This is a genomic window from Massilia sp. Root351 (assembly GCF_001425045.1).
Lineage (GTDB): Bacteria > Pseudomonadota > Gammaproteobacteria > Burkholderiales > Burkholderiaceae_D > Rugamonas.
The window spans coordinates 192,546-214,807 of sequence record NZ_LMDJ01000023.1 but is presented as its reverse complement, the minus strand read 5'-3'; the positions used below and the strand labels follow the sequence as shown (position 1 = coordinate 214,807).

18 protein-coding genes are annotated in these 22,262 nt (G+C 64.9%); 7 read left to right on the top strand and 11 right to left on the bottom strand.

Features of this window, described 5'->3' with window-relative positions; all coding sequences use genetic code 11:
- Positions 1 to 107: 107 nt before the first annotated feature.
- Positions 108 to 881 carry a ferredoxin--NADP reductase gene (locus ASD15_RS18110; protein ID WP_057156411.1) on the top strand — a complete coding sequence of 258 codons (774 nt, stop codon included), beginning with the start codon at positions 108 to 110 and terminating at the stop codon, positions 879 to 881.
- A 63-nt stretch (positions 882 to 944) separates the two neighbouring features.
- Here the strand turns inward: ASD15_RS18110 and ASD15_RS18105 are convergent, their stop codons facing one another.
- Both ASD15_RS18105 and ASD15_RS18100 read right to left on the bottom strand, forming a co-directional pair.
- Positions 945 to 3,206, bottom strand: a complete 2,262-nt coding sequence (locus tag ASD15_RS18105; RefSeq protein WP_057156410.1) for an ATP-binding protein — start codon at positions 3,204 to 3,206, stop codon at positions 945 to 947.
- Positions 3,207 to 3,221: 15 nt separating this feature from the next.
- Positions 3,222 to 3,983 carry a Crp/Fnr family transcriptional regulator gene (locus ASD15_RS18100; RefSeq protein ID WP_057156408.1) on the bottom strand — a complete coding sequence of 254 codons (762 nt, stop codon included), beginning with the start codon at positions 3,981 to 3,983 and terminating at the stop codon, positions 3,222 to 3,224.
- A 218-nt stretch (positions 3,984 to 4,201) separates the two neighbouring features.
- Between ASD15_RS18100 and ASD15_RS18095 the strand changes: the two genes are divergently transcribed.
- The 3 genes from ASD15_RS18095 (at position 4,202) to ASD15_RS18085 (ending at position 6,475) form a co-directional block, all read left to right on the top strand.
- The gene (locus tag ASD15_RS18095; protein WP_157201006.1) at positions 4,202 to 4,426 is read left to right on the top strand and encodes a hypothetical protein; all 225 of its coding nucleotides are present in this window, start codon (positions 4,202 to 4,204) and stop codon (positions 4,424 to 4,426) included.
- Between the two features lie 147 nt (positions 4,427 to 4,573).
- Positions 4,574 to 5,992, top strand: coding sequence for an amino acid permease (locus ASD15_RS18090; RefSeq protein WP_057156405.1), 1,419 nt, complete (start codon positions 4,574 to 4,576; stop codon positions 5,990 to 5,992).
- A gap of 75 nt (positions 5,993 to 6,067) precedes the next feature.
- On the top strand, positions 6,068 to 6,475 hold the full coding sequence (locus ASD15_RS18085; RefSeq protein ID WP_057156404.1) for a hypothetical protein: 408 nt from the start codon (positions 6,068 to 6,070) through the stop codon (positions 6,473 to 6,475).
- Between the two features lie 40 nt (positions 6,476 to 6,515).
- On the opposite strand, the gene ASD15_RS18080 is transcribed toward ASD15_RS18085, so the two are convergent.
- The 6 genes from ASD15_RS18080 to ASD15_RS18055 all read right to left on the bottom strand — a co-directional run bounded on the left by ASD15_RS18080 (position 6,516) and on the right by ASD15_RS18055 (position 11,343).
- The gene (locus ASD15_RS18080) at positions 6,516 to 8,696 is read right to left on the bottom strand and encodes a xanthine dehydrogenase family protein molybdopterin-binding subunit (protein WP_157201005.1); all 2,181 of its coding nucleotides are present in this window, start codon (positions 8,694 to 8,696) and stop codon (positions 6,516 to 6,518) included.
- 5 nt (positions 8,697 to 8,701) lie between these two features.
- Entirely contained in the window at positions 8,702 to 9,160 is a 459-nt protein-coding gene (locus ASD15_RS18075; RefSeq protein ID WP_057156750.1) for a (2Fe-2S)-binding protein, read from the bottom strand.
- A gap of 120 nt (positions 9,161 to 9,280) precedes the next feature.
- Positions 9,281 to 9,844: a DUF1003 domain-containing protein gene (locus tag ASD15_RS18070; RefSeq protein WP_057156400.1), complete on the bottom strand. Its 564-nt coding sequence runs from the start codon at positions 9,842 to 9,844 to the stop codon at positions 9,281 to 9,283.
- Between the two features lie 80 nt (positions 9,845 to 9,924).
- On the bottom strand, positions 9,925 to 10,356 hold the full coding sequence (locus tag ASD15_RS18065; protein ID WP_057156398.1) for a hypothetical protein: 432 nt from the start codon (positions 10,354 to 10,356) through the stop codon (positions 9,925 to 9,927).
- 88 nt (positions 10,357 to 10,444) lie between these two features.
- The gene (locus tag ASD15_RS18060; RefSeq protein WP_200953995.1) at positions 10,445 to 11,044 is read right to left on the bottom strand and encodes a LysE family translocator; all 600 of its coding nucleotides are present in this window, start codon (positions 11,042 to 11,044) and stop codon (positions 10,445 to 10,447) included.
- Positions 11,045 to 11,160: 116 nt separating this feature from the next.
- A complete protein-coding gene (locus tag ASD15_RS18055) occupies positions 11,161 to 11,343 on the bottom strand; it encodes a hypothetical protein (protein ID WP_082551977.1) in 183 nt (60 codons plus the stop codon).
- Positions 11,344 to 11,567: 224 nt separating this feature from the next.
- Between ASD15_RS18055 and ASD15_RS18050 the strand changes: the two genes are divergently transcribed.
- Positions 11,568 to 11,726: a hypothetical protein gene (locus ASD15_RS18050; RefSeq protein ID WP_157201004.1), complete on the top strand. Its 159-nt coding sequence runs from the start codon at positions 11,568 to 11,570 to the stop codon at positions 11,724 to 11,726.
- A gap of 24 nt (positions 11,727 to 11,750) precedes the next feature.
- Here ASD15_RS18050 and ASD15_RS18045 read toward each other — a convergent pair whose 3' ends face one another.
- Complete coding sequence (locus tag ASD15_RS18045) at positions 11,751 to 12,440, bottom strand: isochorismatase family protein (RefSeq protein WP_057156392.1); 690 nt, start codon at positions 12,438 to 12,440, stop codon at positions 11,751 to 11,753.
- A 223-nt stretch (positions 12,441 to 12,663) separates the two neighbouring features.
- On the opposite strand from ASD15_RS18045, the gene ASD15_RS18040 reads away from it, so the two are divergent.
- Positions 12,664 to 14,151 carry an MFS transporter gene (locus ASD15_RS18040; protein ID WP_057156391.1) on the top strand — a complete coding sequence of 496 codons (1,488 nt, stop codon included), beginning with the start codon at positions 12,664 to 12,666 and terminating at the stop codon, positions 14,149 to 14,151.
- A 34-nt stretch (positions 14,152 to 14,185) separates the two neighbouring features.
- Positions 14,186 to 15,208: a glycoside hydrolase family 43 protein gene (locus ASD15_RS18035; protein WP_057156389.1), complete on the top strand. Its 1,023-nt coding sequence runs from the start codon at positions 14,186 to 14,188 to the stop codon at positions 15,206 to 15,208.
- Positions 15,209 to 15,961: 753 nt separating this feature from the next.
- On the opposite strand, the gene ASD15_RS18030 is transcribed toward ASD15_RS18035, so the two are convergent.
- Positions 15,962 to 19,153 carry a TonB-dependent receptor gene (locus ASD15_RS18030; RefSeq protein ID WP_162249917.1) on the bottom strand — a complete coding sequence of 1,064 codons (3,192 nt, stop codon included), beginning with the start codon at positions 19,151 to 19,153 and terminating at the stop codon, positions 15,962 to 15,964.
- A gap of 269 nt (positions 19,154 to 19,422) precedes the next feature.
- Positions 19,423 to 22,143, bottom strand: a complete 2,721-nt coding sequence (galB, locus tag ASD15_RS18025; protein ID WP_200953993.1) for a beta-galactosidase GalB — start codon at positions 22,141 to 22,143, stop codon at positions 19,423 to 19,425.
- Positions 22,144 to 22,262 lie beyond the last annotated feature (119 nt).

Here is a 22,262-nt window from a genome sequence, read left to right as displayed (position 1 = left end):
CGCCACTAATTTTCTACGGCGCCATCCCCCTGCTCAGCCGATTGCCAAGCAAACGCCCACCGCGCGGGGCCTGGTGCTTTCACTTTTTAGTCAATCGGGATCAGACAATGAGCAACATGAACGAGGAGAAGGTTTTAAGCGTGCACCACTGGACGGACACCCTGTTCTCCTTTACCACCACGCGCGACCCTGCCTTGCGCTTTTCCAACGGCCACTTCACCATGATCGGCCTGCGCGTCGACGGCAAGCCGCTGCTGCGCGCCTACAGCATCGCCAGCGCCAACTACGAAGACCACCTGGAATTCTTCAGCATCAAGGTTCCGGGCGGCCCGCTGACCTCGCGCCTGCAGCACCTGCAGGTGGGCGACACCGTGATCGTCGGCCGCAAGCCGACCGGCACGCTGGTGTCCGACTATCTGCTGCCGGGCAAGCGCCTGTACATGCTGTCGACCGGCACCGGCCTGGCGCCGTTCCTGAGCATTGTGCGCGATCCGGAAATCTACGAGAAGTTCGACCAGCTGATCCTGGTGCACGGCGTGCGCCAGGTCGACGAGCTGGCCTACCACGACATGCTGGTGGAGCACTTGCCCAACCACGAGTTCCTGGGCGAACTGGTGACCAGCAAGCTGCGCTACTACCCGACCGTGACCCGTGAAGAGTACAAGAACATGGGCCGCGTGACCGCGCTGATCGAAAGCGGCAAGCTGTTCGAAGACCTGGGCGTGCCGGAACTGAACCCGAACGAAGACCGCGTGATGATCTGCGGCAGCTCGGACATGCTGCGCGACCTGAAGGAAATGCTGGAAGCGCGCGGCTTCAAGGAAGGCAATACCTCCACGCCGGGCGACTTCGTCATCGAGCGCGCCTTCGCCGAGAAATAATCCGGCGCCCGCCAGGGCACCGAAAGCCAGTCCCGAAAGCCCCTGCCCCGCCAGGGGCTTTACTCATTCCACGTCGGCGATCGCGCGCTGCAGCTCGGTGATGCCGGCCGGCTTGGTCAGGTGCAGGTCGAATCCCGCCGCTTCGGCGCGCTGCTTGTCGGCGGCCTGGCCGTAGCCGGTCAGCGCGATCAGGCGCAAGGCGCCGCGGCTGCGGGCGCGCAGCGCGCCGGCCAGCTGGTAGCCGTTCATGTCCGGCAGGCCGATATCGACAATGGCCACCTCGGGCTGCTCCGCAGCGAAACTGTCGAGCGCGGCGCAGGCGCTATGGACTGCCACCACCTCGTGGCCGCTCAATTCCAGCAGGGCCTGCAAGCCCTTCGCGGCGTCCTGGTTGTCGTCCACCACCAGGATGCGGCGGCGCGCCGGCTCTGACGATGTCGCATCGGCATGCGCGGCGCCGGCATCCGGCTCATGTTCCGGCGCGCCGTCGGCAGGCAGTCCCAGCCTGGGCGCGGCGATGGCAGGCAACAGCACTTCGAAAGTGCTGCCCTGCGCCTGCCCAGGGCTGATGGCGCCGATGCGCCCGCCGTGCCGTTCCACGATATTGCGGGCAATGGCCAGGCCCAGCCCCAAGCCGCCGGCCGCCCGCGCCAGCGGCTGAGGGGCCTGGTAGAATGGCTCGAAAATATGCTCCAGCATGCCCGGATGCATGCCGACGCCGTGGTCGCGCACCTGCAGGCGGGCCTGCCCGGACACCACTTCCAGCGTTACCGCAATGGCGCCATCGCCGCCGAAACGCACCGCGTTCGACAGCAAATTGGTCAGCACCTGCACCAGCCGGCTTTCATCGCCCATGACCCAGGCGCTCTCCGGCATGCGCACGCCGATGGCGGGCCCGCGCAGCTTGGCGCCGTTGGCCGCGTCCACCGCCTGGGCCACCACCTGGCACAGGTTCACCGGCGCCATGACCAGTTCCAGCTTGCCGCGCGTGATGCGCGACACGTCCAGCAAATCGTCCACCAGCCGCTTCAGGTGCACCACCTGGCGCCGCATCACGTCGCGCTCGCGCTGGTACACGCCCTGCTCGCGCGCCGACATCAGGTCCAGCGCGCTGACGATCGGACTTAAAGGATTGCGCAGCTCATGTCCCAGCACGGCCAGAAAGTCGTCCTTGGCGCGGCTGGCGCTCTCGGCGCGCGCCAGCGCCTCCTCCTGCGCCTTCAGCGCCTGTTCCAGCGACGCCAGCAAGTGTCCGCGCTCGCGTTCATGGCCGGTGCGCTGGTGCGCCGCCGCCTCCAGCGCCAACCCCATCATGTTCACTTCATAGATGCCGGACGGCGCAATCTGCACCGGCTCGCCGCGCCCCAGCCGCACCGCCTGCTCCTGCAGCGCACCGATCGCCGCCACCATGCGGCGCGCGATCAGCACCGCCAGCCCGGTGCACAGCAGCAGCGAAGCGATGATGGCGCCCGCGTACACCGCCGCGCTTTGGGCCAGGATGCCGGTTAGCGCGGCGGTCGGCGCGCCGACCGCCACGGTCCAGCCGTAGCGCGACAGGCGCGTGTAGGCCGACACCACTTCCACGTTTTCCAGCGTGCGCGTCACGCCCACGCCTTCCATCGGCCCGTTCTGCATCAGCTGCGCCAGGCTGGCGCTGGGTCCGGTGCCGATGGTGCGCTCGTGGTCCAGCGAACGCGCCACCCGCAGGCCGCTGCTGTCATGCACCGAGATCACCCAGCCGTCCGGATTGCGCTGGCGCTGCACCAGCTTGAGAATGCGGCTGGGCTGGATCGCCGCCGTCAGCACATAGAGATTGTTCTGGTTGTCGGTCACCGGCACCCGCACCGGGAAGGCCGGCTGCGCCGCCTGGCCGTGCGCGATGCGGCCGATCACAGGCTGGCGCAAGGACATGGCGCGCTGCAGGCTGTCCGGATCGATCACCCACCCGTCCTGGGAGCCGTAGGGCAGCACGGTCTTGAACACGACTGCGCCGTTGGCGTCGGTCAGCACCACGCTGGACCAGTCGGATTGCATGTGCACCTGTTCCTTGGCGAAGTCGTAGAAGGCGCGCATGTCGCCGCTGCCCAGCGCGGGAGTGCGCGCCATGGTGCGCAGCGTGCCGACCCAGCCGTCCAGTTCCGCATCGACGGCGCTGGAGAGCGCGCGCGACAAATCCAGCATCGAGCGCTCCAGTTCGCGCCGCTGATGGTCGGCCGTCATCTTGACGCCCCAGGCGCCAATCAGGATCAGCGGAATAAAGCCGATCGCGGTCAGCAGCACCAGCAAATGGCGCAGCCGTACCGGGACACGGGATGGGACTAACATTTCACGGTTGGGAGGCTACTCCGGCAAGGCCAGGCGCGGCGCGAAGTAGCATGCGCCCGCATTGTTTTCCAGGATGGTGCGGTCCAGCACGTCGATCACGCCGCGGCGGCACTGGATCGCCCCTTCGGCCTGCAGCTTGGCGGCGCTGGCGGTAATGCTTTCGCGGCGCACGCCCAGCAGGTTGGCGATGTTCTCCTGCGTGGCTTTCAATTCAGTACCGATGGAGCGGTCCAGGCGCTCCAGCAGCCAGCGGCACAGTTTCTGGTCGATGCTGCTGTGGCGGCTGCTCACCACGTTCTGGGCCAGCTGGGTAAACATGCTGCTGGTGTAGCGCATCAGCTGCTGGGCCAGCATGCCACCCTCGGCGAACATGCCGCGCAGCGCCTCGGCATGCAGGCGGTAGCCGTAGCCGGCGCCGGTGACCACGGCGGTGTTGCTGGCGCGCTCGCCACGGTAGACGGCCACGCCGGCCACGCCTTCGCGGCCGACCACGGCGATCTCGGTGGTGGCGCCCTCCTCGTTAATATATTGCAGCGAGACGATGGCGTTGGTGGGGAAGTAGCAGTATTCGAGTTCGTCGCCGAAGTCGTACAGGCATTGGCCGGGCTTCAGCGGCACCAGCTCCATGTGCCCGAACAGGCGCTCCAGGTCGGCCTCGGGCAGGGCCCGCAGCAGCTCGTTCTGGCGGGCGCCGGCCAGCGACATGGCAGGCGCGGCGGCCGGACGGCGCACGGCTGGGGGAGGGGCGATGACACTATTGTGAGCGGCTGGGAACATGGGACACCTGATCTGTTGTTGTTTTCTTCAGGCTCTACTTTAATAGCGCCGGCAGCTCAGCAGTATCGGACCAGAAGATCGCCGCGTGTAGTACATCAGCAGGCGAAAATGTCATCTTATTCCTACGTAGTGAGAGGTAACGCACATTCAGCCATTCCCGGCTCGCCGATAATAGACCCATGGCAGCGCACCGCCCCACTACTGTTCGACGACACCAGATGGACAACTACTCCCAAGCCCTGTACGCCCTGAAACGCCAGAAACTCGCTGTCGAGCGCACGCTCGGCGCCAGGTCTACTGAAGAATGCGTGGTTGCGTCGCGCTGGGTGAGTGCCTGGCAGAAGCTGGTGCAGGCCCGGTTGGACCGCACCGCCGCCGCCTCGGCTGCCCCGATGCCGGCCGCCAGCCGCTACGTCGACCGCGCCGGCCGCCTGCTGCACTAATCGCCGCAACCCCTCTCCACGTCTCCGTCCTTGCCATGGTGCCAACAAGGCGCCTTGTGCTAGTATGCGGCAGCGTCCAGCCATGATCTGGCCAGGCGCCCATACTTAAAAAATCTCAAGACAGAGACACATTGGAGAAACACGATAGTGAGCATCTTTAGAACCAAGAATCTAGACGACATGGTCGCCGCCAGCCGCAAACCGGGCGGCCTGGCCAAAGTACTCGGCCCCTTCGACCTCATCCTGATGGGCATAGGCGCCATTGTCGGCACCGGCATCTTCGTGCTGACCGGTACCGGGGCGCTGACCGCCGGTCCGGCCCTGACCATCTCCTTCGTGATCGCCGCCATCGCCTGCGGCTTCGCCGCCCTCTGTTACGCTGAATTTGCCTCCTCGGTGCCGGTTGCCGGCTCCATCTACACCTACAGCTACGCCACCCTGGGCGAAGTGGTGGCCTGGATGATAGGCTGGGACTTGCTGCTGGAATACGGCCTGGCCACTTCCGCCGTGTCGGTCGGCTGGTCCGGCTACCTGCAGTCGCTGCTGGCCAGCGTCGGTTTCCGCCTGCCGGTGGAGCTGACCGCCGCGCCCGGCGCCGTGCCCGGCGTGAGCACCTGGTTCAACCTGCCCGCGCTGCTCATCATGCTGGTGCTGACGGCCATGCTGTCGCTGGGCGTGCGCGAATCGGCCCGCGTCAACAACATCATGGTCGCCATCAAGATCGGCGTGGTGCTGCTGTTCATCGCGGTCGGCATCGGCCACGTGGAGCCGAGCAACTGGCAGCCGTACGCGCCGTTCGGCGCCACCGGCATCATGAGCGCCGCCGCGCTGGTGTTTTTCGCCTTCATTGGCTTCGACGCGGTGACCTCGGCCGCCGAGGAAGTCAAGCGCCCCGAGCGCGACTTGCCGATCGGCATTATCGGCTCGCTGGCCGCCTGCGCCGTGCTGTACGTGATCGTCTCGGCCATCATGACCGGCATCGTGCCTTACCAGAAATTCCTGGGCGTGGACCATCCGGTCACCCTGGCGCTGGAATATGCGGGCGAAAACTGGGTGGCGCGCTTCGTCAACCTGGGCGCCATCCTCGGCATGACGACGGTGATCCTGGTGATGGCCTACGGCCAGACCCGCATCATCTTCGCCATGTCGCGCGACGGCCTGCTGCCGAAAAAACTGTCGGAAGTGCACCCCAAGCACCACACGCCGTTCTTCGCCACGTGGATGGTGGGCCTGATCTTCGGCGGTATCGCCGCCCTGGTGCCGCTAAACGTGCTGACCGAGCTGATCAACATCGGCACGCTGGCCGCCTTCTGCCTGGTGTCGGTCGCCGTGATCGTGCTGCGCAAGAAGCGCCCCGACCTGCACCGCGCCTTCCGCTGCCCCGGCGTGCCGGTGGTGCCGGCGCTGGCGGTGGTGCTGTGCCTGGCGCTGATGAGCTTCCTGGCCTGGTTCACCTGGGTCGCCTTCGGCATCTGGCTGGCCATCGGCCTGGTGGTGTACTTCGGCTATGCCCGCCACCACTCGCTGCTGAACCAAACGGCGCCCGCCGGCCTCCCTGCCAAATAGCAGAGCGCCGGATTTCCGGCAATGGCTTATGATGACGGTTTACGTATTTGACAATCACATCAGCCGGAGCCGGAAATGATAGAAGGAAAAACCCTGCGCAGCGACCTGCAACACCTGTCGCGCGCGCTCAGGACGCTGCACAAAGCGCTGCTGGACGTCGAAACCCAGTATTTCGGCAACGTCGGCAGCGCTCTCGAACACCTGCAACTGGTCACCAGCCACCCGCATTTCGCCTGGCTGCAAAAGCTGTCCGGCATCATCAGCACGCTGGACGAATGCCTGGACGACGAGGAAGCCCTGGTGGTCGACCTGGAACGCCGCTTCCGCGCCGAGGTCGAAGGCCTGGTCGGCCCCCTGCCGGCCACGGACGAGGATTTCCGCCTGCGCTACAGCGCCATGCTGCACGATTCGCCCGAGGTCGCCATGGCGCATGGCGCGCTGCGCAAGGTACTGGCGCAACTGCCGGCCGCCCCGGCGGACTAAGCACCATCCCGCACAAGCGCCGCGCCTGCCCCTCAGCCCGCTAAGCCTGTTTCAGCTGCTCCGCCTCCACCGGCAGGCGGCGCAGCCGTTTTCCGGTAGCCGCGAACACCGCGTTCACCAGCGCTGGCGCCACCATGGCGCAGCCGATCTCGCCCACGCCCCCCGGCGCCAGGCCATTCTGCACCAGGTGCACCTCGATGGGCGGCACTTCGTTCATGCGCAGCACCGGATAGTCGTGGAAGTTACCCTGCATGACGCGCCCGTTCTCCAGCGTCAGCTTGCCGTACAAGGCGGCCGTCAGCCCGTACACGCTGCCGCTCTCGATCTGCGCGATCACCCCGTCGGTATTTACAGCCTGGCCGCAATCGATGGCCGACACCACCCGTTTCAGATTGACCTGGCCCGCCGCGTCCACCGCCGCTTCCACCACGCAGGCGGCATAGCTGCCCCAGGCCACTGCCAGCGCCAGCCCCATGCCGGTCCCCGGCGCCATGGTCTTGCCCCAGCCAGCCTTTTGCGCCGCCAGCTCCAGCACCGCCAGCGCGCGCGGCTCCTTGCTCAGCACGGCGCGCCGATAGGCCAGCGGGTCGGCCTTGGCGCCGGCCGCCAGTTCATCCATGAAGCCCTCGATGACGAAGGTGTTGTGGGTAGGCCCGACACCGCGCCAGAAGCCGGTCGGCACCGCCGTCTCCACCGGGTGGAATTCCACCACCTTGTGGGCAAAGTCGTAGGGGCTGGCGGCGGCGTCGATGGCATCCGTGTCGATGCCGTCCTTCATCCATGCCGGCGCGTAGCGCGCCTCGACGGCCGAGCCGGCGAAGCGGTGGCGGAAGCCCACCGGCTTGCCCTTTGCGTCCAGCGCCATGGCCAGCTCGTCGCGGTATAGCGGACGGAAATAATCGTGCTGCATGTCCTCTTCCCGGCTCCACACCACCTTCACCGGGTAACTCACCTGGCGCGCGATCAGCGCCGCCTGCACGATGTAGTCCACCTCCAGCCTGCGCCCGAAACCGCCGCCCAGCAGGAAGTTATTGATGCGCACCGTGCCCGGGTCCACGTTCAGCGCCTTGGCCACGAAGTCCTGCGCCCGGCCCGCCGCCTGGGTGCCGGTCCAGATGTCCACGCCGTCCTTGCGCACGTGCGCGGTGCAGTTCATCGGCTCCATGGTGGCGTGGGCCAGGAAAGGCATCATATAAACCGCCTCCACCTGGCGCGCGCCGCCCTCGACCAGCTTGGCGTAGCCGCCTTCGTTCACCGCCAGCAGGCCCTTGCCGTTCATGGCCGCTTCCAGCTGGCGCTCCCATTCGGCTCCCGAGAACCTGGCGTTCGGTCCCTCGTCCCAGGTGATGGCCAGCGCGGCCAGGCCCTTGCGGGCGGCGCCGGTGTGGTCGGCGATGACCGCCACCGCATCGTCCAGCTTGACCACCTTGCGCACGCCCTTGACCGCGCGCGCCTTGCTGTCGTCCACCGACGCCAGCTTGCCGCCGAAGACCGGGCAGGCCGCCACCGCCGCCACCTTCATGCCCGGCGCCTGCGCGTCGATGCCGAATTTGGCCGTGCCGTTCACCTTGGCGGCAATGTCCAGCCGCTTGGCCGGCGTGCCCACCAGGCGGAAGGCCGACGCGGGCTTGAGCGGCACCTCCGTGGGCGGCGGCATGGTTGCCGCCTTGGCCGCCAGTTCGCCGTATGTCAGCTTGCGGCCGCTGGCCTGGTGCGTCACCACGCCTTGCGCTACCGTGCAGCTGCCCGGCTCCACGCCCCAGGTGGACGCTGCGGCCGACACCAGCATGAGGCGCGCCGACGCGCCGGCCTTGCGCATCGGCTCCCACGCGCCGCGCACGCTGGCCGAAGCGCCCGTCAATTGCGCGCCGAACAGCGGGTGGCCGTACAGTTTTTCGTCGGCCGGGGCGTGCTCCACGCGCACGTTGGCCAGGTCCACTTCCAGTTCCTCGGCCAGCAGCATGGGAATAGACGTGTAAGCGCCCTGCCCCATTTCCACGAATGGGCAGACCACCGTCACGCTGTTGTCGGCGCCGATGCGCAAATAGGCGTTGGGCGCGAATGCGGGGCCGGGCGCCATCTTTGCCGCAGCACCGGCGGACGGCAGGCAGAACGACAGCAGCAGGCCGCCGGCAGCGCCAAGACCGGTCTTCAGGAAGGCGCGCCGCGCCGCAGTGCGTGGCGTCGCATGCTTATCGTTACGCAGGTCGGATGCGTCCATGGCGGTCATCCTTTCTGCGCGGCGGTCTTGATGGCGGCGCGGATGCGGCCGTAAGTGCCGCAGCGGCACACATTGCCGGACATGGCCTGTTCAATGTCGCTGTCGCTGGGCCTGGGATTGGCCGCCAGCAGCGCCGTGGCCGACATGATCTGGCCGGATTGGCAGTAGCCGCATTGCGGCACCTCGTGCGCCACCCAGGCTTGCTGGATACGCTTGCCGGCCGGGGTGGCGCCGGCCGCTTCTATCGTCACCACCTTGCCCTTGCCAACGCTGCCGACGGGGGTGACGCAGGAGCGTACCGCCTGCCCGTTCAGGTGCACCGTGCAGGCGCCGCACAGCGCCATGCCGCAGCCGAACTTGGTGCCGGTCATCTGCCACACGTCGCGCAGCACCCACAGCAGCGGCGTGTCCCCCTCCACGTCGGCGGTCCGGCTCTTGCCGTTCACGTTGATTACATAGCTCATCATCACCCCCCCGGGTTGTTGTTCGCCTGCAAACAACATTATTGGACTATTCCGGGCCGAACTAAAGCAATGATGCGCTACCTCTTCCTTCTGGCTGAGCTGCGGCTCTACCGCCGCGTGCTATTCCTCGGCGGCGCGCTGCTCGCATATCCTGGTCAGCATGTCGATCTGCTTTTGCTGCATGGCCACCAGTTCGCGCCACTGCTCCTCGCGCAGATGGTCCAGCTTTTCATGCAGCAGCAGGATCTCCACTTCTGCCTTCAGGTTCACTTCGTAGTCGTGCTCCACGGTCATCCTGTCTTTCTGCGCCTGGCGGTTTTGTGACATCAGGATAATGGGCGCCTGCACCGAGGCCAGCATGGACAGGAACAGGTTCAGCAGGATGTAGGGGTAAGGGTCGAAGGGCTTGCCATGCCGCACCAGGATGACCGAGTTCAGCACCACCCAGGCCAGCAGTGTAGCCATGAACAAGCCGATGAAGGTCCACGAACCGCCAAAGGCGGCCACCGCGTCGGCCGCCTTCTGGCCGCGCGTGGCTTGCTGGTCGCCCTCCTGCGCCAGGTTGCGCGAAACGTGCTGGCGCGCCGCCAATTGGCGGGCTACCCGCTTGCATGCGGCATCCAGTTCGGCTTGAGAAGGCTCGGCGGCGGACGGCGGCACGGGCGGCGAAGAGACTGCAGGCATCGATTTTTTCATACTGTTAAGAGTAATACTAAGCGGCCGTGCAGGCAAACTGTGCGCAAGCGTGGCACGGCCGCTCCCGCTCAGCGCGCGCTGGCCATCTCCGCCGCCCAGTGGAACGACACCTCGCGCGGCCCATGGCCGACGTTGGCCGACCGTACTTGCTGCCGGCCGTCGACGTTGGCGATGATGCGGTAGCTGCCCGGGGGTAGCTTGGCATACACCATGGGACCGGCATCGGGCAGTTCAAGCACCGTGCGCCCGCGCCGGTCGCGCACGGTGACGGCCACGCCGGCCTGCATTTCGCCGTTGCGGTCGGCAAAGGTCAGCAGCAGGTTGTACTGATCCCGCTGCGCCTTCATTTCCTCGCGCTGTTCCGCGCCCACGCCGCCGGTAATGTATTCGGCCTCCTGGGCGCTGGCCAAAGCGCTGCTCAGTGTCAATGCTACCGTCAGCGCGGCCGCCTGCATGGTGCGCGCGGGCTTGCTGATATAGCGATTCGTGCAGGAATTCATCGCGTCCTCCTTGCCAAAGTAATGGCTCAGGGTAGCGCCGAGGCCGCAGCCATTCTGTACGCTAGCCCTCAGAGGCGCGCGGTCCGCCTTACAGCCACACCGCCAGCGCGGAATACGCCGTCAGCGCAATCATGGTGAAGCAAAACGCCTTTTGCCAGAACGGATCGGCCAGGTAACGGCGCAACAGCGCCCCCGCGCCGGCCCACAGCGAAATGCAGGGCAGGTTCACCGCGCAAAACACCAGGCAGTACACGGCGATCGCCAGCGACACCGGCGCCATCTGCGGCAGGAAGGCCGAGCCGCCGGTGATGGCCATGATCCACGCCTTCGGATTGGCGAACTGGAAGATGGCCGCGCCCAGGAAACTCATGGGCCGGTGCGTTTTCTCGGCCTCCCGGTCGAAACTCATGGCGCGCATCTGCCAGGCCAGATACAGCAGATAGGCCGAGCCGGCCACCTTCAGCAGGGTCTGCATGGCCGGCACCGCCATCACCAGCGTGCCGATGCCCACCGCGCAAATCGCCAGCAGCACCCCGAAGCCGATGGTGATGCCCAGCATATGCGGAATGGAACGGCGGAAGCCGAACCAGATGCCGGACGAGGCCAGCATGATGTTGTTGGGACCGGGCGTGATGGACGAAACGAAGGCAAACGTCATCAGCGGGGCCAGCGGCAGCAGCAAGTCCATGGGATTCTCCTTATCAAGGCCCCCATGCTAGCGCACCCCTCCAATACAGTACCGATACACTTTATCGCAAAGTCGACTTAACTGTAACGGCCATCCACCCAATACAAGCACGGAAGTCACTCCGTGCCGCGCAGCACCAGCTCGCAATAGGCAACGTCCTCCCCCTGGTTCGCCGCAACCAGGCCCCAGCCCAGCTGGCGCCGGATCTCGGGCATCGACGGCGGCGGACACTGCTGTGCCTGCCGCGTTTCCATGTATTGCCGAATCTGCTCTTTGCTCGGCTGTTGCTGCTGTCCCATCTTTGTCTCCTGATCCAAACAAACCGCTCACATTGCGGATTTCATCTTAGGAGGCCGGCGCATATCTTACCAATTCATAATTTCTTATAAGCGATATCAATACGGGTATCTATCTTTTAGCAACATTCACAATTCGAATGTCTGGCATCGGTATTTGCAATTGGATTTATATGCTGCAGCGCACTAATATGAACTCATCGCAATCCTACATGCAGGAGAACAACATGAATTTCCCACCCTACCCACCCTACGCCGTAAGTCAAGTCACCTACGGCCCATCGCCATCCGACGTGCGTCTCTGGACCCGTTTCCTGCGTGCCAAGCTGCGCAAGATCATCGAGCACATGGGCCGGCCATACATGGACGGCTACCCGCCAGCCTGAGCGGCCGTGTAAGCAATCCTTGCATCAAGGGCGCGCGGAATCCAGCTGCTCGCCCTTGCTGATCACCTCCTGGGCCTTGCTGTAGCTCTCGCTCAGCAATTGGTACTCGGGGAAGATCCGGGAGTAAATGGCAGCCCACTCCTGCGCATCGTCGCGGTGCCAGGTCTTCTGCAGTTCCGCCGCCACCGCCGCCGTGTCCATCGGCACCACACCGGCCTGCACCACGCGGGCCAGCGTAATCTCCTGCGCCATCTTGGAATACGTGCCTGACGCATCGACCACGGCGAACACCTTGTAGCCGTCGCAAACCGCGCTAATCGCCGGAAACGCCATGCATACGCTGGTAATGGTGCCGGCGATGATCAGTGTCTTGCGTCCCGTCGCCTTGACCGCCGCCACGAAATCCGGGTTGTCCCAGGCATTGATCTCGCCGCGCCGCGCCACGTACTGCGCGTGCGGCGCGTTGGCATGAATCTCCGGGATCAGCGGACCGTTCGGCCCCTGCGGCACGGACGCCGTGGTGATCACCGGCAGCTTGGCCAGCGCGGCCATCTTCGCCAGCGCCGCGGCGTGGGCGCGCAAGCGCGGCATCGGCATGTCGTTGACAGTCTGGAACAGGCCGCTCTGATGGTCAATCAGCAGCATCGCCGCGTCGGCCGGGTCAATCACAGGGCGCGTGCCGCCGCAGTTGGCGATATTGTTCGGCATACTCATTTCTAGTCTCCTTGGAAAGTTGGCTCGTGCGAAACCGCACTGCACCGATGCTATTCCCGGAACAATGCCGCCACTAGCCACTAGTTTCCCAACTCAGCGTCCCATCGACAGAACAGTGAGCGGCGCGGCACAGTTGACGACCACCGCCAAATGGTTCAACATCACGAAATGGTAGCGCTATTCATTTCGAATCGCGCACTGATAACGATAAATACGAGACAACATGACAAGCATCGCAGACAGCTCCACGGCGAAACTGGGGACGTTGGAGAAAATCGGCTACAGCCTGGGCGACCTGGCGGCCAACCTGATCTTCCAGACCCTGCTGACCTTCATCGCCTTCTTCTACACGGACGTGGCGAAGATCTCCCCCAACGCGGCGGCCAGCATCATCTTCGCCGGCGGCCTGGTGGGCGCCTGCTTCAACCCCATCATGGGCCTGATCGCCGACCGCACCGTCACGCGCTGGGGCAAGTTCCGCCCCTGGATACTGTGGACCTCGGTGCCCTTCGGCCTGGTCGCCATCCTCGCCTTCAGCGTGCCCGACCTCGGCGCGCAGGGCAAAGTCATCTACGCCACACTGACCTATGTGCTGCTGATGCTGATCTATTCGGCCAACAACCTGCCCTACTCCGCCCTCAGCGGCGTGCTTACCGGCAGCATGGAACAGCGCAACAGCCTGTCGGCCTACCGCTTCGTGGCCGTGATGGTGGCGCAGTTCATCATTCAGGTGCTGCTGCTGCCGCTGGTGCTGATCCTGGGCGGCGGCGACAAGGTGCAAGGCTTCCAGAACACCATGATCATCTTCGCCGTGGCCGGTACGCTGTGCTTCCTGGTCACCTTCTTCACCACCAAGGAGCGCATCGTACCCACCGCCGAGCAGCGCTCCAGCATCCGCCAGGACATCATCGACCTGCTGGGCAACCGTCCATGGGTGGTGATGCTGGTGCTGACCATCCTGGTGTTCATCACGCTGGCCCTGAAGGGCGGCATGTACATTTTCTACTTCAAGACCTATCTGGACGAAGCGTCGCTGGCCGCCTTCCTGCGCGACGTGGGCTTTATCGGCTTCATCAACGGCCTGAACTCGGTCCTCACCAGCGTCGGCCTGACCAAGTTCCAGTGGCCGGAAGACGCCGCCACCTCCGGCTTCAGCCTGTTCAACGCCGCCGGCATCCTGATGATGATCATCGGTATCGGCTTCTCCAAGCCGCTGGCCGACCGCTTCGGCAAGCGCGACGTGTTCGGCGCCGCGCTGCTGGTGTCCACCCTGTTCATGCTGGCGTTCTACTTCTATGCGCCCAGCTCGATCGGCCTGGTGTTCGTATCCCAGACCCTGCACGGCTTCTTCTACGGCATCACCATCCCGCTGCTGTGGGCCATGATCGCCGACGTGGCCGACTACTCTGAATGGAAAAACAACCGCCGCGCCACCGCGCTGCTGTTCTCGGCCATGATCTTCGGCCTGAAAGCGGGCCTCAGCATCGGCGGCGCGCTGGTGGCCGCGCTGCTGTCCATGATCGGCTACGACGCCCTGCTGGCGGTGCAGCCGGAAACCGTGGCGGTCGGCATCAAGCTGTCAGTCAGCATCTACGCCTCGATTCCCTTCCTGCTTGGCGTGGCCAGCCTGGTGTTCTACGACATCCGCAAAGCCACCGAGCGCACCATCGAACAAGAACTGGGCATGCGCCGCGCCGCCGCCCAGCGCTAAGCACAACAATCCACTACAAACTTAGGTAACAGAAATGCCAGAACAGGAATTGAAGCAGGACGATCTGCAGCAGCTGAAGGCGCGCGCCATCTCGCAGCCCCTGGTTGAGCACATCTACACGGCCGACCCGTCGGCCCATGTATTCAACGGCCGCCTCTACGTCTATCCGTCGCACGACATCGAAGCCGGCATCGCCTTCAACGACAACGGCGACCACTTCGCCATGGAAGACTACCGTGTACTGTCGATGGAGCGCCCCGGCGCCGAAACGGTGGACCACGGCGTGGCGTTGCACGTGAATGACGTGCCCTGGGCCGAACGCCAGATGTGGGCGCCCGATGCCGCCTTCAAGGACGGCAAGTACTACCTCTACTTCCCGGCCAAGAAGGCCGACGGCATCTTCCAGATCGGCGTCGCCATCGGCGACGGCCCGGCCGGCCCCTTCGTGCCCGAAGCGGCGCCGATCGAAGGCAGCTACTCCATCGACCCGGCGGTGTTCGAAGACGGCGGCGAGCACTACATGTACTTCGGCGGCATCTGGGGCGGCCAGCTGCAGAAATACCGCGACAACGTCTACAGCGCGGCGCACCAAGAACCGGCCGACGGCCAGCCCGCGCTGCAAGCGCGCGTGGCCCGCCTGGGCGGCGACATGAAGCAGTTCGCCGAAGCGCCGCGCGCGGTCGTCATCCTGGACCAAAACGGCAAGGAACTGCTGGCCGAAGACCACGACCGCCGCTACTTCGAAGGCCCGTGGATGCACAAGTACAAGGGCAAGTACTACTTCTCCTACTCCACCGGCGACACCCACTTCCTGTGCTACGCCACCGGCGACAGCCCATACGGCCCGTTCACCTACCAGGGCCGCATCCTGAGCCCGGTGATCGGCTGGACCACGCACCACTCCATCTGCGAATTCGAAGGCCGCTGGTACCTGTTCTACCACGACAGCAGCCTGTCCGACGGTGTCACCCACCTGCGCTCGGTCAAGATGACCGAGCTGCAATACGACGCTGACGGCAAGATCATCCCCATCTCTCCCTACGGCAAATCCGCCTAACCCGGACCACACCGTAGCTTCCGCCCAGCCGGCCCCGCCCGCTGGGTTTTTTTACAGCAAAATGGGGTCAGGGTTAATTGTTTTGTCTTGGACAAGATAATTAACCCTGACCCCATTTTGGTTTTTAGAAAGTTAAAGCCCGGCAGGGGTGAGGCTGGCGCTGGCTTAGAACGAGGTGTGNCAGGGTTAATTGTTTTGTCTTGGACAAGATAATTAACCCTGACCCCATTTTGGTTTTTAGAAAGTTAAAGCCCGGCAGGGGTGAGGCTGGCGCTGGCTTAGAACGAGGTGTGAGGCGACAGCAGTAGCTGGCGCCTGGCCTCCCTACGGCAAATCCGCCTGACCCGGAGCCCACTGTCGCTTCCGCCTGCCGGCCCCGCCCGCTGGGTTTTTTTACAGCAAAATGGGGGCAGGGTTAATTGTTTTGTCTTGGACAAGATAATTAACCCTGACCCCATTTTGGTTTTTAGAAAGTTAAAGCCCGGCAGGGGTGAGGCTGGCGCTGGCTTAGAACGAGGTGTGTGGCGACAGCAGTAGCTGGCGCCTGGCCTCCCTACGGCAAATCCGCCTGACCCGGAGCCCACTGTCGCTTCCGCCTGCCGGCCCCGCCCGCTGGGTTTTTTTACAGCAAAATGGGGTCAGGGTTAATTATTCTGTCTTGGACAAAATAATTAACCCTGACCCCATTTTGATTTTTGGAAAGTTAAAGCGCGGCAGGGGTGAGCTGCCGGGCCGGATGAGGCTGGCGCTGGCTTAGAACGAGGTGCGCAGCGACAGCGTGTAGCTGGCGCCTGGCTTGTACTCGTCGAAGATGGCGTTGCTGAACTGCGTGTAGGTCTGGCTGATGGCCTTGTTGGCGTTCCACACGCTGAACGTGACGTCGGTGTTGTAGCGGAAGTTGAACATCTGCTTGAGGTTCATGCCGACCGATGCGTCCACTTGCGCGCGTTCGGTGGTGTACGCGTAGGCGCCGCCCGGCACGTTCAGGCCGGTGCTGGTGTTGACCACGTGCGCTGCCGTGTACTGGCGGGCCACACGCACGTTCAAGCCGTTGCGCTCATAGTACAGCGTCAGGTTGTTGGTGCGCGGCGGCACGCCGGCCACCGGCGGCGCGTTCTTGGCCGAGTCGGTCTGCTTGGCGTAGGTGAAGTTGGCCGTCAAGCCGAAGCCTTTCACCGGCAGCATGTCCAGCGGCTGCTGCCAGGTCAGCTCGACGCCACGCACTTTGAGCTTGGTGTCGATGTTGAACGGCTCGGTGATTTCCACCAGGTGCTTGTCGCGCCCCCCGCTGGCGGTCACCGACTGCTGCTGCGCGTCCGTCAGGCCGATGGTGCCGAACATCTGGTCCAGCTGCGCCAGCGAGTAGGTGGTGATGCGCTGGCCCGGACGGCTGATGATGTCCTTGGCGAAGCCACTGGCCGACACGTAGGATTCGCGCGTCATGTAGTACTCCAGGCCCACGTCCAGGTTCTCCGCTTCGAACGGCTTGAGCTTGGGATTGGTGACGCTGCCCTGGCGCGCGCCCTGGTCGCCCAGCGTGAGCTGGGTCTGGCGCAGGTCGGCCGGGCTGGCGCGTGTCATGGACTTGGAGCCGGAGGCGCGCAGGATCAGCTTGGGCGTGATGTTGTAGGCCAGCGTGCCCGATGGCAGCGCGTTGCCGTACTTGACCGATTCGTAGGCCCAGACGCCAACGTTGTCGTACAGGCCACCGTTCAGCAAGGCGGCGTTGCGCGGGTCGGCGCCGACGCTGAGCGCGCCGATGGTCTGCTTGGTCTCGGCATAGCGCACGCCGGCGTTGTAGCGCAGCGTGCCGCCGAACAGCTGGGTGCGGCCAGTGGTTTCCACATAGGCTGCGCTCACCACTTCGCGGATGTAGCCGCCGCTGCCGTTCTGGAAGCCCTTCTTGATGTTGTCGCGGAAGTACTGGTAGTCCGTCGCTTGCGCGAACTTTGGCCAGTCCAGCGTGATGAAGCCGTTGCCCGATGGCTTGGCGTAGTTCACCACGGCGGAGTTCGGCACCACCGAGCCCAGGTAGGTCAGCGGCGCGGCGCCGGCGGTGGAGCCGGTGCCGTAGCCCGGATAGGCGGTGGCCACGTCGGTGACCGCGCCCGGCGTGCTGCGGCCGTCGCAGCCCGGGGTGCGGATCTGCGTGTTGGGCTGGAAGAAGCGGTAGCTCATGTTGTTGCCGCAGGCGACGTTCATCCACGCGTCGGCCACCGAGTAGCTGCGGTAGCGGCGCTCGATGTCGTCCCACGAACCGCCTACTTTGATGCTGAAGTCGTTGTCGCCCCAGTTGACGTTCAGGCGCGAGCCCTTGGTCTTGTTGTTGCGCTCGTACAGGTCCATGCGCAGGCCGGACAGGCCCTGGCCGGCCTGGTACCAGCCGAAATTGGCCGGGTCGTTCACGTCCAGGTTGCCGGAGTAGATGGGCGCCCGGCCCGATACCGTGTTGTCGTAGTTGATGACCGAGTTCGGCGACTTGGTGGCCAGCAGCACGGTCGGCATGTCGCGGAAGAAGGTGCTGTTGGTGGCGTTGAAGTGGGCGTCGATCACCCACTTGTCGGCCGGACGGAATTCAAAGCCCGGGTTGAAACTGCGGAACTTGGTCTTCTCTTCCATCGGCCGGTACTCCAGCGACCAGAAGGTGTTGGCGAAGGTGGCCTTGGTGATGGTGCAGCCGATGGTGCAGTCGCTGCGGTCGAACTCCATGCTGATCGGGATCACGGTGTTGGCGCGGGTGCCGGCGTTCATGGCCTCGTAGGTCATCTTGTTGTTCTTCTGGGCGAACAGCGTGTCGAGGTAGATGTCCCACTTCTCGTTCGGCTGCCATTGCAGGCTGATGACTTCGCCGGCGCGCTTGCGCTCGCCCTCGTACACCAGGTGGCGGCCCAGGCGGCCCATCAGGCCGTTGTCGATCTGCTCCATGGTGGCGCCGGGGTTCAACGCCAGCAGCATGGCGCGGTCGATCTGCTTGCCTGGCACCAGGATGGGGCGCGCATAGGCGGGCAAGGCGTCCAGCGCCAGGCCGGACGGCACGGTGTCCGGCGTCGATTGCGAGCCGCCGCCGGTGCTGTTTGGCTTGTCGGTGGCGTTGCTCTGGAAGCTCTTCAGCTGCAGGTTGCGCATGTCCACGGTCTGGAAGCCGTCGGTCTTGTATTCGGTGTTGCCCCATGCGATACCGGCCAGCGCGCCGAATTTGCCGAAGCGGCTGTCGTTCCAGGTATTGCTGACCAGGGCCGAGCCGGTGTGGCCGGTCTTGCTGTTTTGCTCGCGGTAGTTGCCGCTCAGGGTGAAGGCAGAACGGAAGCCGGACTTGTCGAACGGGCGCACGCTGCGCATGTTGACCGTGCCGGCGATGCCGCCTTCGATCAGGCTGGCCTGCTGGCTTTTATAGACGCTGGCACTGCGGAACAGTTCGGACGGCAGGAAGTCCATGTCCACTTCGCGGTTGGCGCTGATGGAGCCGCCCCAGCTGCCGGCCGAGGCCGACGCCATCGGCGCATTGTTCAGCAGTACGCGCGTGAAGGCCGGGCCCATGCCCCGGATGGAGATGTTCAGGCCTTCGCCGTCGATCTCGGCGCGGCGCACGGTCACGCCCGGCACGCGGGCCAGCGCGTCGGCGATATTAGGGTCGGGGAACTTGCCCATGTCCTCGGAGAACACGGTGTCGCTCAGGCCGATGTTGTCGCGCTTTTCCATCGCGGACAGGCCCAGCGAGCTGCGGAAGCCGCTCACCGTGACGACCGCCTTGTCGGCTGGCGACTTGGCGATCGCTTCGGTATTCGATTGGGCGGTGGTTTGCGTGGCCGCAGGCGTGGTGCCCTGCGCTGCGGCCGGTTCGGTCTGTGCGTATGCGGTGGAAATCAACCCCGCGAGGACGGTCATTACAAACACTTCTCCCCCCGAGCCAAAGCGCCGGACGGCGCCTCCCAGTTGCTTGGTCATACTTGTCTCCTCTGTTGTGGCCTCTTGTGCCTTGGTTGTCTGCGCCAGCGGGCGCATCAATCTTCTTATGTCAGGAAAAGCAAATTGTTGGTTGCGCAAACGCTCTGTGCGCCGCCATATACGATCAGGTGCGGATACCCTCCTTCGTTAAAATTCAATGGTAGAGATATTCAAATGAATAGCGCTACCATTTGATTGTGACCTTTTCAGCAACGCTGCGTCAACAACATCGTGTCCATGCGTTGTTACATGGACACGAAACGACTTAATTAATTTGCTTGCAACGTGGTCGACGCGCCTTGCAGCGCTGCGGATTCGGCATGCACGGTGATGGCGCCGCGCTGGCCGGGCTTGCCGCGCACAATCACCAGCGCCAGGCCGTTGAAGGCTGGCCGCTCGGCCGACGGGAACGGTACGAAGCTGGTCGGATCGCCGTTGTCGGTGGCGACGATCTCGCCCGGGCCTTCGATGCTGAACTTGACCTGGTTCTTCGCCATGGGCGCGGTGTTGCCATCCTTGTCCGCCACGCGCAAGGTGATGAAGGACAGGTCCAGGCCGTCGGCGGCGATCTGCTTGCGGTCCGGCGCCAGGTCCAGCTTCGCGGCGCTGCCCACGGTGCGCACGGTGGAGGTGGTCCATTCCTTGCCCTGCTTGTAGGCCACCACTTTCACCTCGCCCGGTTCATACGTCACCAGGTCCCAGCGCAGGCGGTATTCGAACTCGGTGCGCTTCTTGCGGCCCTGGCTTTTGCCGTTGACGAACAGCTCGGCCTCGTCGCCGGAGGTAAACACATGCACCGGCGTGACCTTGCCTTCGCGGCCCGGCCAGGTCCAGTGCGGCAAGATGTGCGCCAGCGGCAGCTCGGGCCTCCAGCGCGCCTGGTACAGGTAGAAGCGGTCCTTCTTGAAACCGGCCAGATCGATCATGCCCGAGTAGGAACTGCGCGAGGAATAGAACGGCGTCGGTTCGCCCAGGTAGTCCCAGCCGGACCAGACGAATTCGCCCGCCACGAAGGGATACTGGTCCTGCGCGGCCCAGGAGCGGTCCGCCGAGGTGCCGAAATCGGCCGCGTACAGCTCGTAGGCGCTGACCTGGCGCGTGGCCCAGTCGCCGCCTGCGTCCGGACGCACCGGCGAGGTGAGCGCGCCGGTCACCGGGAACTGGTACTCGCCGCGGCTGCTCAGCGCGGACGCGCTTTCGCTGCTGAAGATCACCTTGTCCGGGAAGCGCGCGCGGAACTCGGGGAAGCGGCCCGGATTGGTGCGGATGCCCGCACCCTGGTAGTTCACGCTGATCATGTCCACGGTGGTGGGCAGCGGCATGTCGGCGCGGGCGAAGTTCATGGCTGTCATGGTCGGGCGGCCGGGGTCTTCCTCGCGCACGATGGCGTGCAGCTTGCGGCCGATGGCGGCGCCGGCCTCGCCCGAATACTGCTCGCCCACCTCGTTGCCGATGCTCCAGATCACCACGGATGGATGGTTGCGGTCGCGCCGCAGCATGGAGCGCAGGTCCTGCTCGTGCCAGTCGGGGAAGATCAGGTGCGTGTCCAGCGCAGTCTTCTTGCGCTCCCACACGTCGAACACTTCGTCGATGACGACAATGCCCATGCGGTCGGTCAGTTCCAGCAGCTCGGGCGCGGGCGGATTGTGGCTCATGCGCAGCGCATTGGTGCCCATCTCGATCAGGATCTCCAGCTGGCGCTCGGCGGCGCGCACGTTGAAGGCGGCGCCCAGCGCGCCCAGGTCGTGGTGGTTGTTCACGCCCTTGAACGGAATGTGCTCGCCGTTGACGAACATGCCTTGGTTGGGGTCCATGCGCAGCTCGCGCACGCCGAACTTGGTCTCGTAGCTGTCCACCACGGCGCCGTCACGCTTCACGGTGGTCACGGCCACATAGCGGTTCGGACGCTGCGTCGGCGGCGGCCCCCACAGGCGCGGATTGGCGATGGCCACCGAGCCGCTGGCCGTGCCGCTGGCGCCGGCCGCCAGCCGGATGCGCGCCGGTGCGATGGAGGCGACCACGCCGCCCGTCTTCGCGCCCTTGTCGTCCAGGTTGTAGATGGCGGTGGCCACTTCCACCTCCGCTGCGGCGCCGGAATCGTTATCCACCGCCACGTCCAGCGACACTTCGGCGGATGCCTTGCTGACCTTGGCGGTCTTCACATGTGTACCCCACTGGCCCACGTGCACCGGGTTGGCCTTGGTCAGCCACACGTTGCGGTAGATGCCGCCGCCCGGATACCAGCGCGACGATTCCGGCGGGTTGTCGAGACGGATCGCCAGCGTATTGGCGCCTCCCGGCACCACGTAGGGCGTCAGGTCCACGCGCCAGGAGTTGTAGCCGTAAGGCCAGCCGCCCACCAGTTTGCCGTTCAGCCAGACCGACGAGTAGGACATGGCGCCTTCCACGTCGAGGAAGATGGAGCGGCCCCTGTCGGACGCGGGGATGGCGAGCTGCTTGCGGTACCAGCCTATGCCCCAGCTGGGCAGGCGGCCCACGCCGCCGTATGGCCCCTGCTCCAGGAAAGGCCCGGCGATGGCCCAGTCGTGCGGCAGGCTGACGCGCTTCCAGGCGCTGTCGTCATAGCCGGTCTTCAAGTAGGCCACATCCAGCCTGGGCTCCTGCGCGGGGCGCCGGTGGCGGCGCGCCGGGTCGCGGATGAAGGCGTTGCCGGTCGGGAGTATCCACGCTTTGAGCACCGGGGCCTGCGCCGCGCCGGCCTGGACGGCGGCATCCGGCACCGCGTCCGCCGCCTTGCCGTCTTCGCTGATTTTCACTTCGGGGCGCACGTCGTAGCGCAGCGAATCGGACGTGCCGGCCGGGTCGCCCATCTGGAAGCGCCAGTCGGCGTTGATCAGCACGCGCTCGCGCTGCGCCGGGCTTGCTGCCGGGGTCGCGGCCGCAGCGGCTGCCGCACTGCCGAATCCGACCGCCATACCCGCATACAGCATCAGGCGGCCAAGCGCCGTGTAGTTAGGAATTGGTTTCATGTCTCGTTGTCGTCGTATTAAAAAAAAACGCCGGGGCCACGAATGGCGCCGGCGAAAAGACCTTATGAGTTACGCGACCACCCAAATGAATGGGATAACAGGAAAAAGATAGCGCAACC

Coding starts and splice junctions, on each gene's coding strand:
- ASD15_RS18110 (WP_057156411.1), top strand. CDS start 108: ATGAGCAACATGAACGAGGAGAAGGTTTTAAGCGTGCACCACTGGACG.
- ASD15_RS18105 (WP_057156410.1), bottom strand. CDS start 3,206: ATGTTAGTCCCATCCCGTGTCCCGGTACGGCTGCGCCATTTGCTGGTG.
- ASD15_RS18100 (WP_057156408.1), bottom strand. CDS start 3,983: ATGTTCCCAGCCGCTCACAATAGTGTCATCGCCCCTCCCCCAGCCGTG.
- ASD15_RS18095 (WP_157201006.1), top strand. CDS start 4,202: ATGGACAACTACTCCCAAGCCCTGTACGCCCTGAAACGCCAGAAACTC.
- ASD15_RS18085 (WP_057156404.1), top strand. CDS start 6,068: ATGATAGAAGGAAAAACCCTGCGCAGCGACCTGCAACACCTGTCGCGC.
- ASD15_RS18080 (WP_157201005.1), bottom strand. CDS start 8,696: ATGGACGCATCCGACCTGCGTAACGATAAGCATGCGACGCCACGCACT.
- ASD15_RS18075 (WP_057156750.1), bottom strand. CDS start 9,160: ATGAGCTATGTAATCAACGTGAACGGCAAGAGCCGGACCGCCGACGTG.
- ASD15_RS18070 (WP_057156400.1), bottom strand. CDS start 9,844: ATGCCTGCAGTCTCTTCGCCGCCCGTGCCGCCGTCCGCCGCCGAGCCT.
- ASD15_RS18065 (WP_057156398.1), bottom strand. CDS start 10,356: ATGAATTCCTGCACGAATCGCTATATCAGCAAGCCCGCGCGCACCATG.
- ASD15_RS18060 (WP_200953995.1), bottom strand. CDS start 11,044: ATGGACTTGCTGCTGCCGCTGGCCCCGCTGATGACGTTTGCCTTCGTT.
- ASD15_RS18055 (WP_082551977.1), bottom strand. CDS start 11,343: ATGGGACAGCAGCAACAGCCGAGCAAAGAGCAGATTCGGCAATACATG.
- ASD15_RS18050 (WP_157201004.1), top strand. CDS start 11,568: ATGAATTTCCCACCCTACCCACCCTACGCCGTAAGTCAAGTCACCTAC.
- ASD15_RS18045 (WP_057156392.1), bottom strand. CDS start 12,440: ATGAGTATGCCGAACAATATCGCCAACTGCGGCGGCACGCGCCCTGTG.
- ASD15_RS18040 (WP_057156391.1), top strand. CDS start 12,664: ATGACAAGCATCGCAGACAGCTCCACGGCGAAACTGGGGACGTTGGAG.
- ASD15_RS18035 (WP_057156389.1), top strand. CDS start 14,186: ATGCCAGAACAGGAATTGAAGCAGGACGATCTGCAGCAGCTGAAGGCG.
- ASD15_RS18030 (WP_162249917.1), bottom strand. CDS start 19,153: ATGACCAAGCAACTGGGAGGCGCCGTCCGGCGCTTTGGCTCGGGGGGA.
- galB (WP_200953993.1), bottom strand. CDS start 22,143: ATGAAACCAATTCCTAACTACACGGCGCTTGGCCGCCTGATGCTGTAT.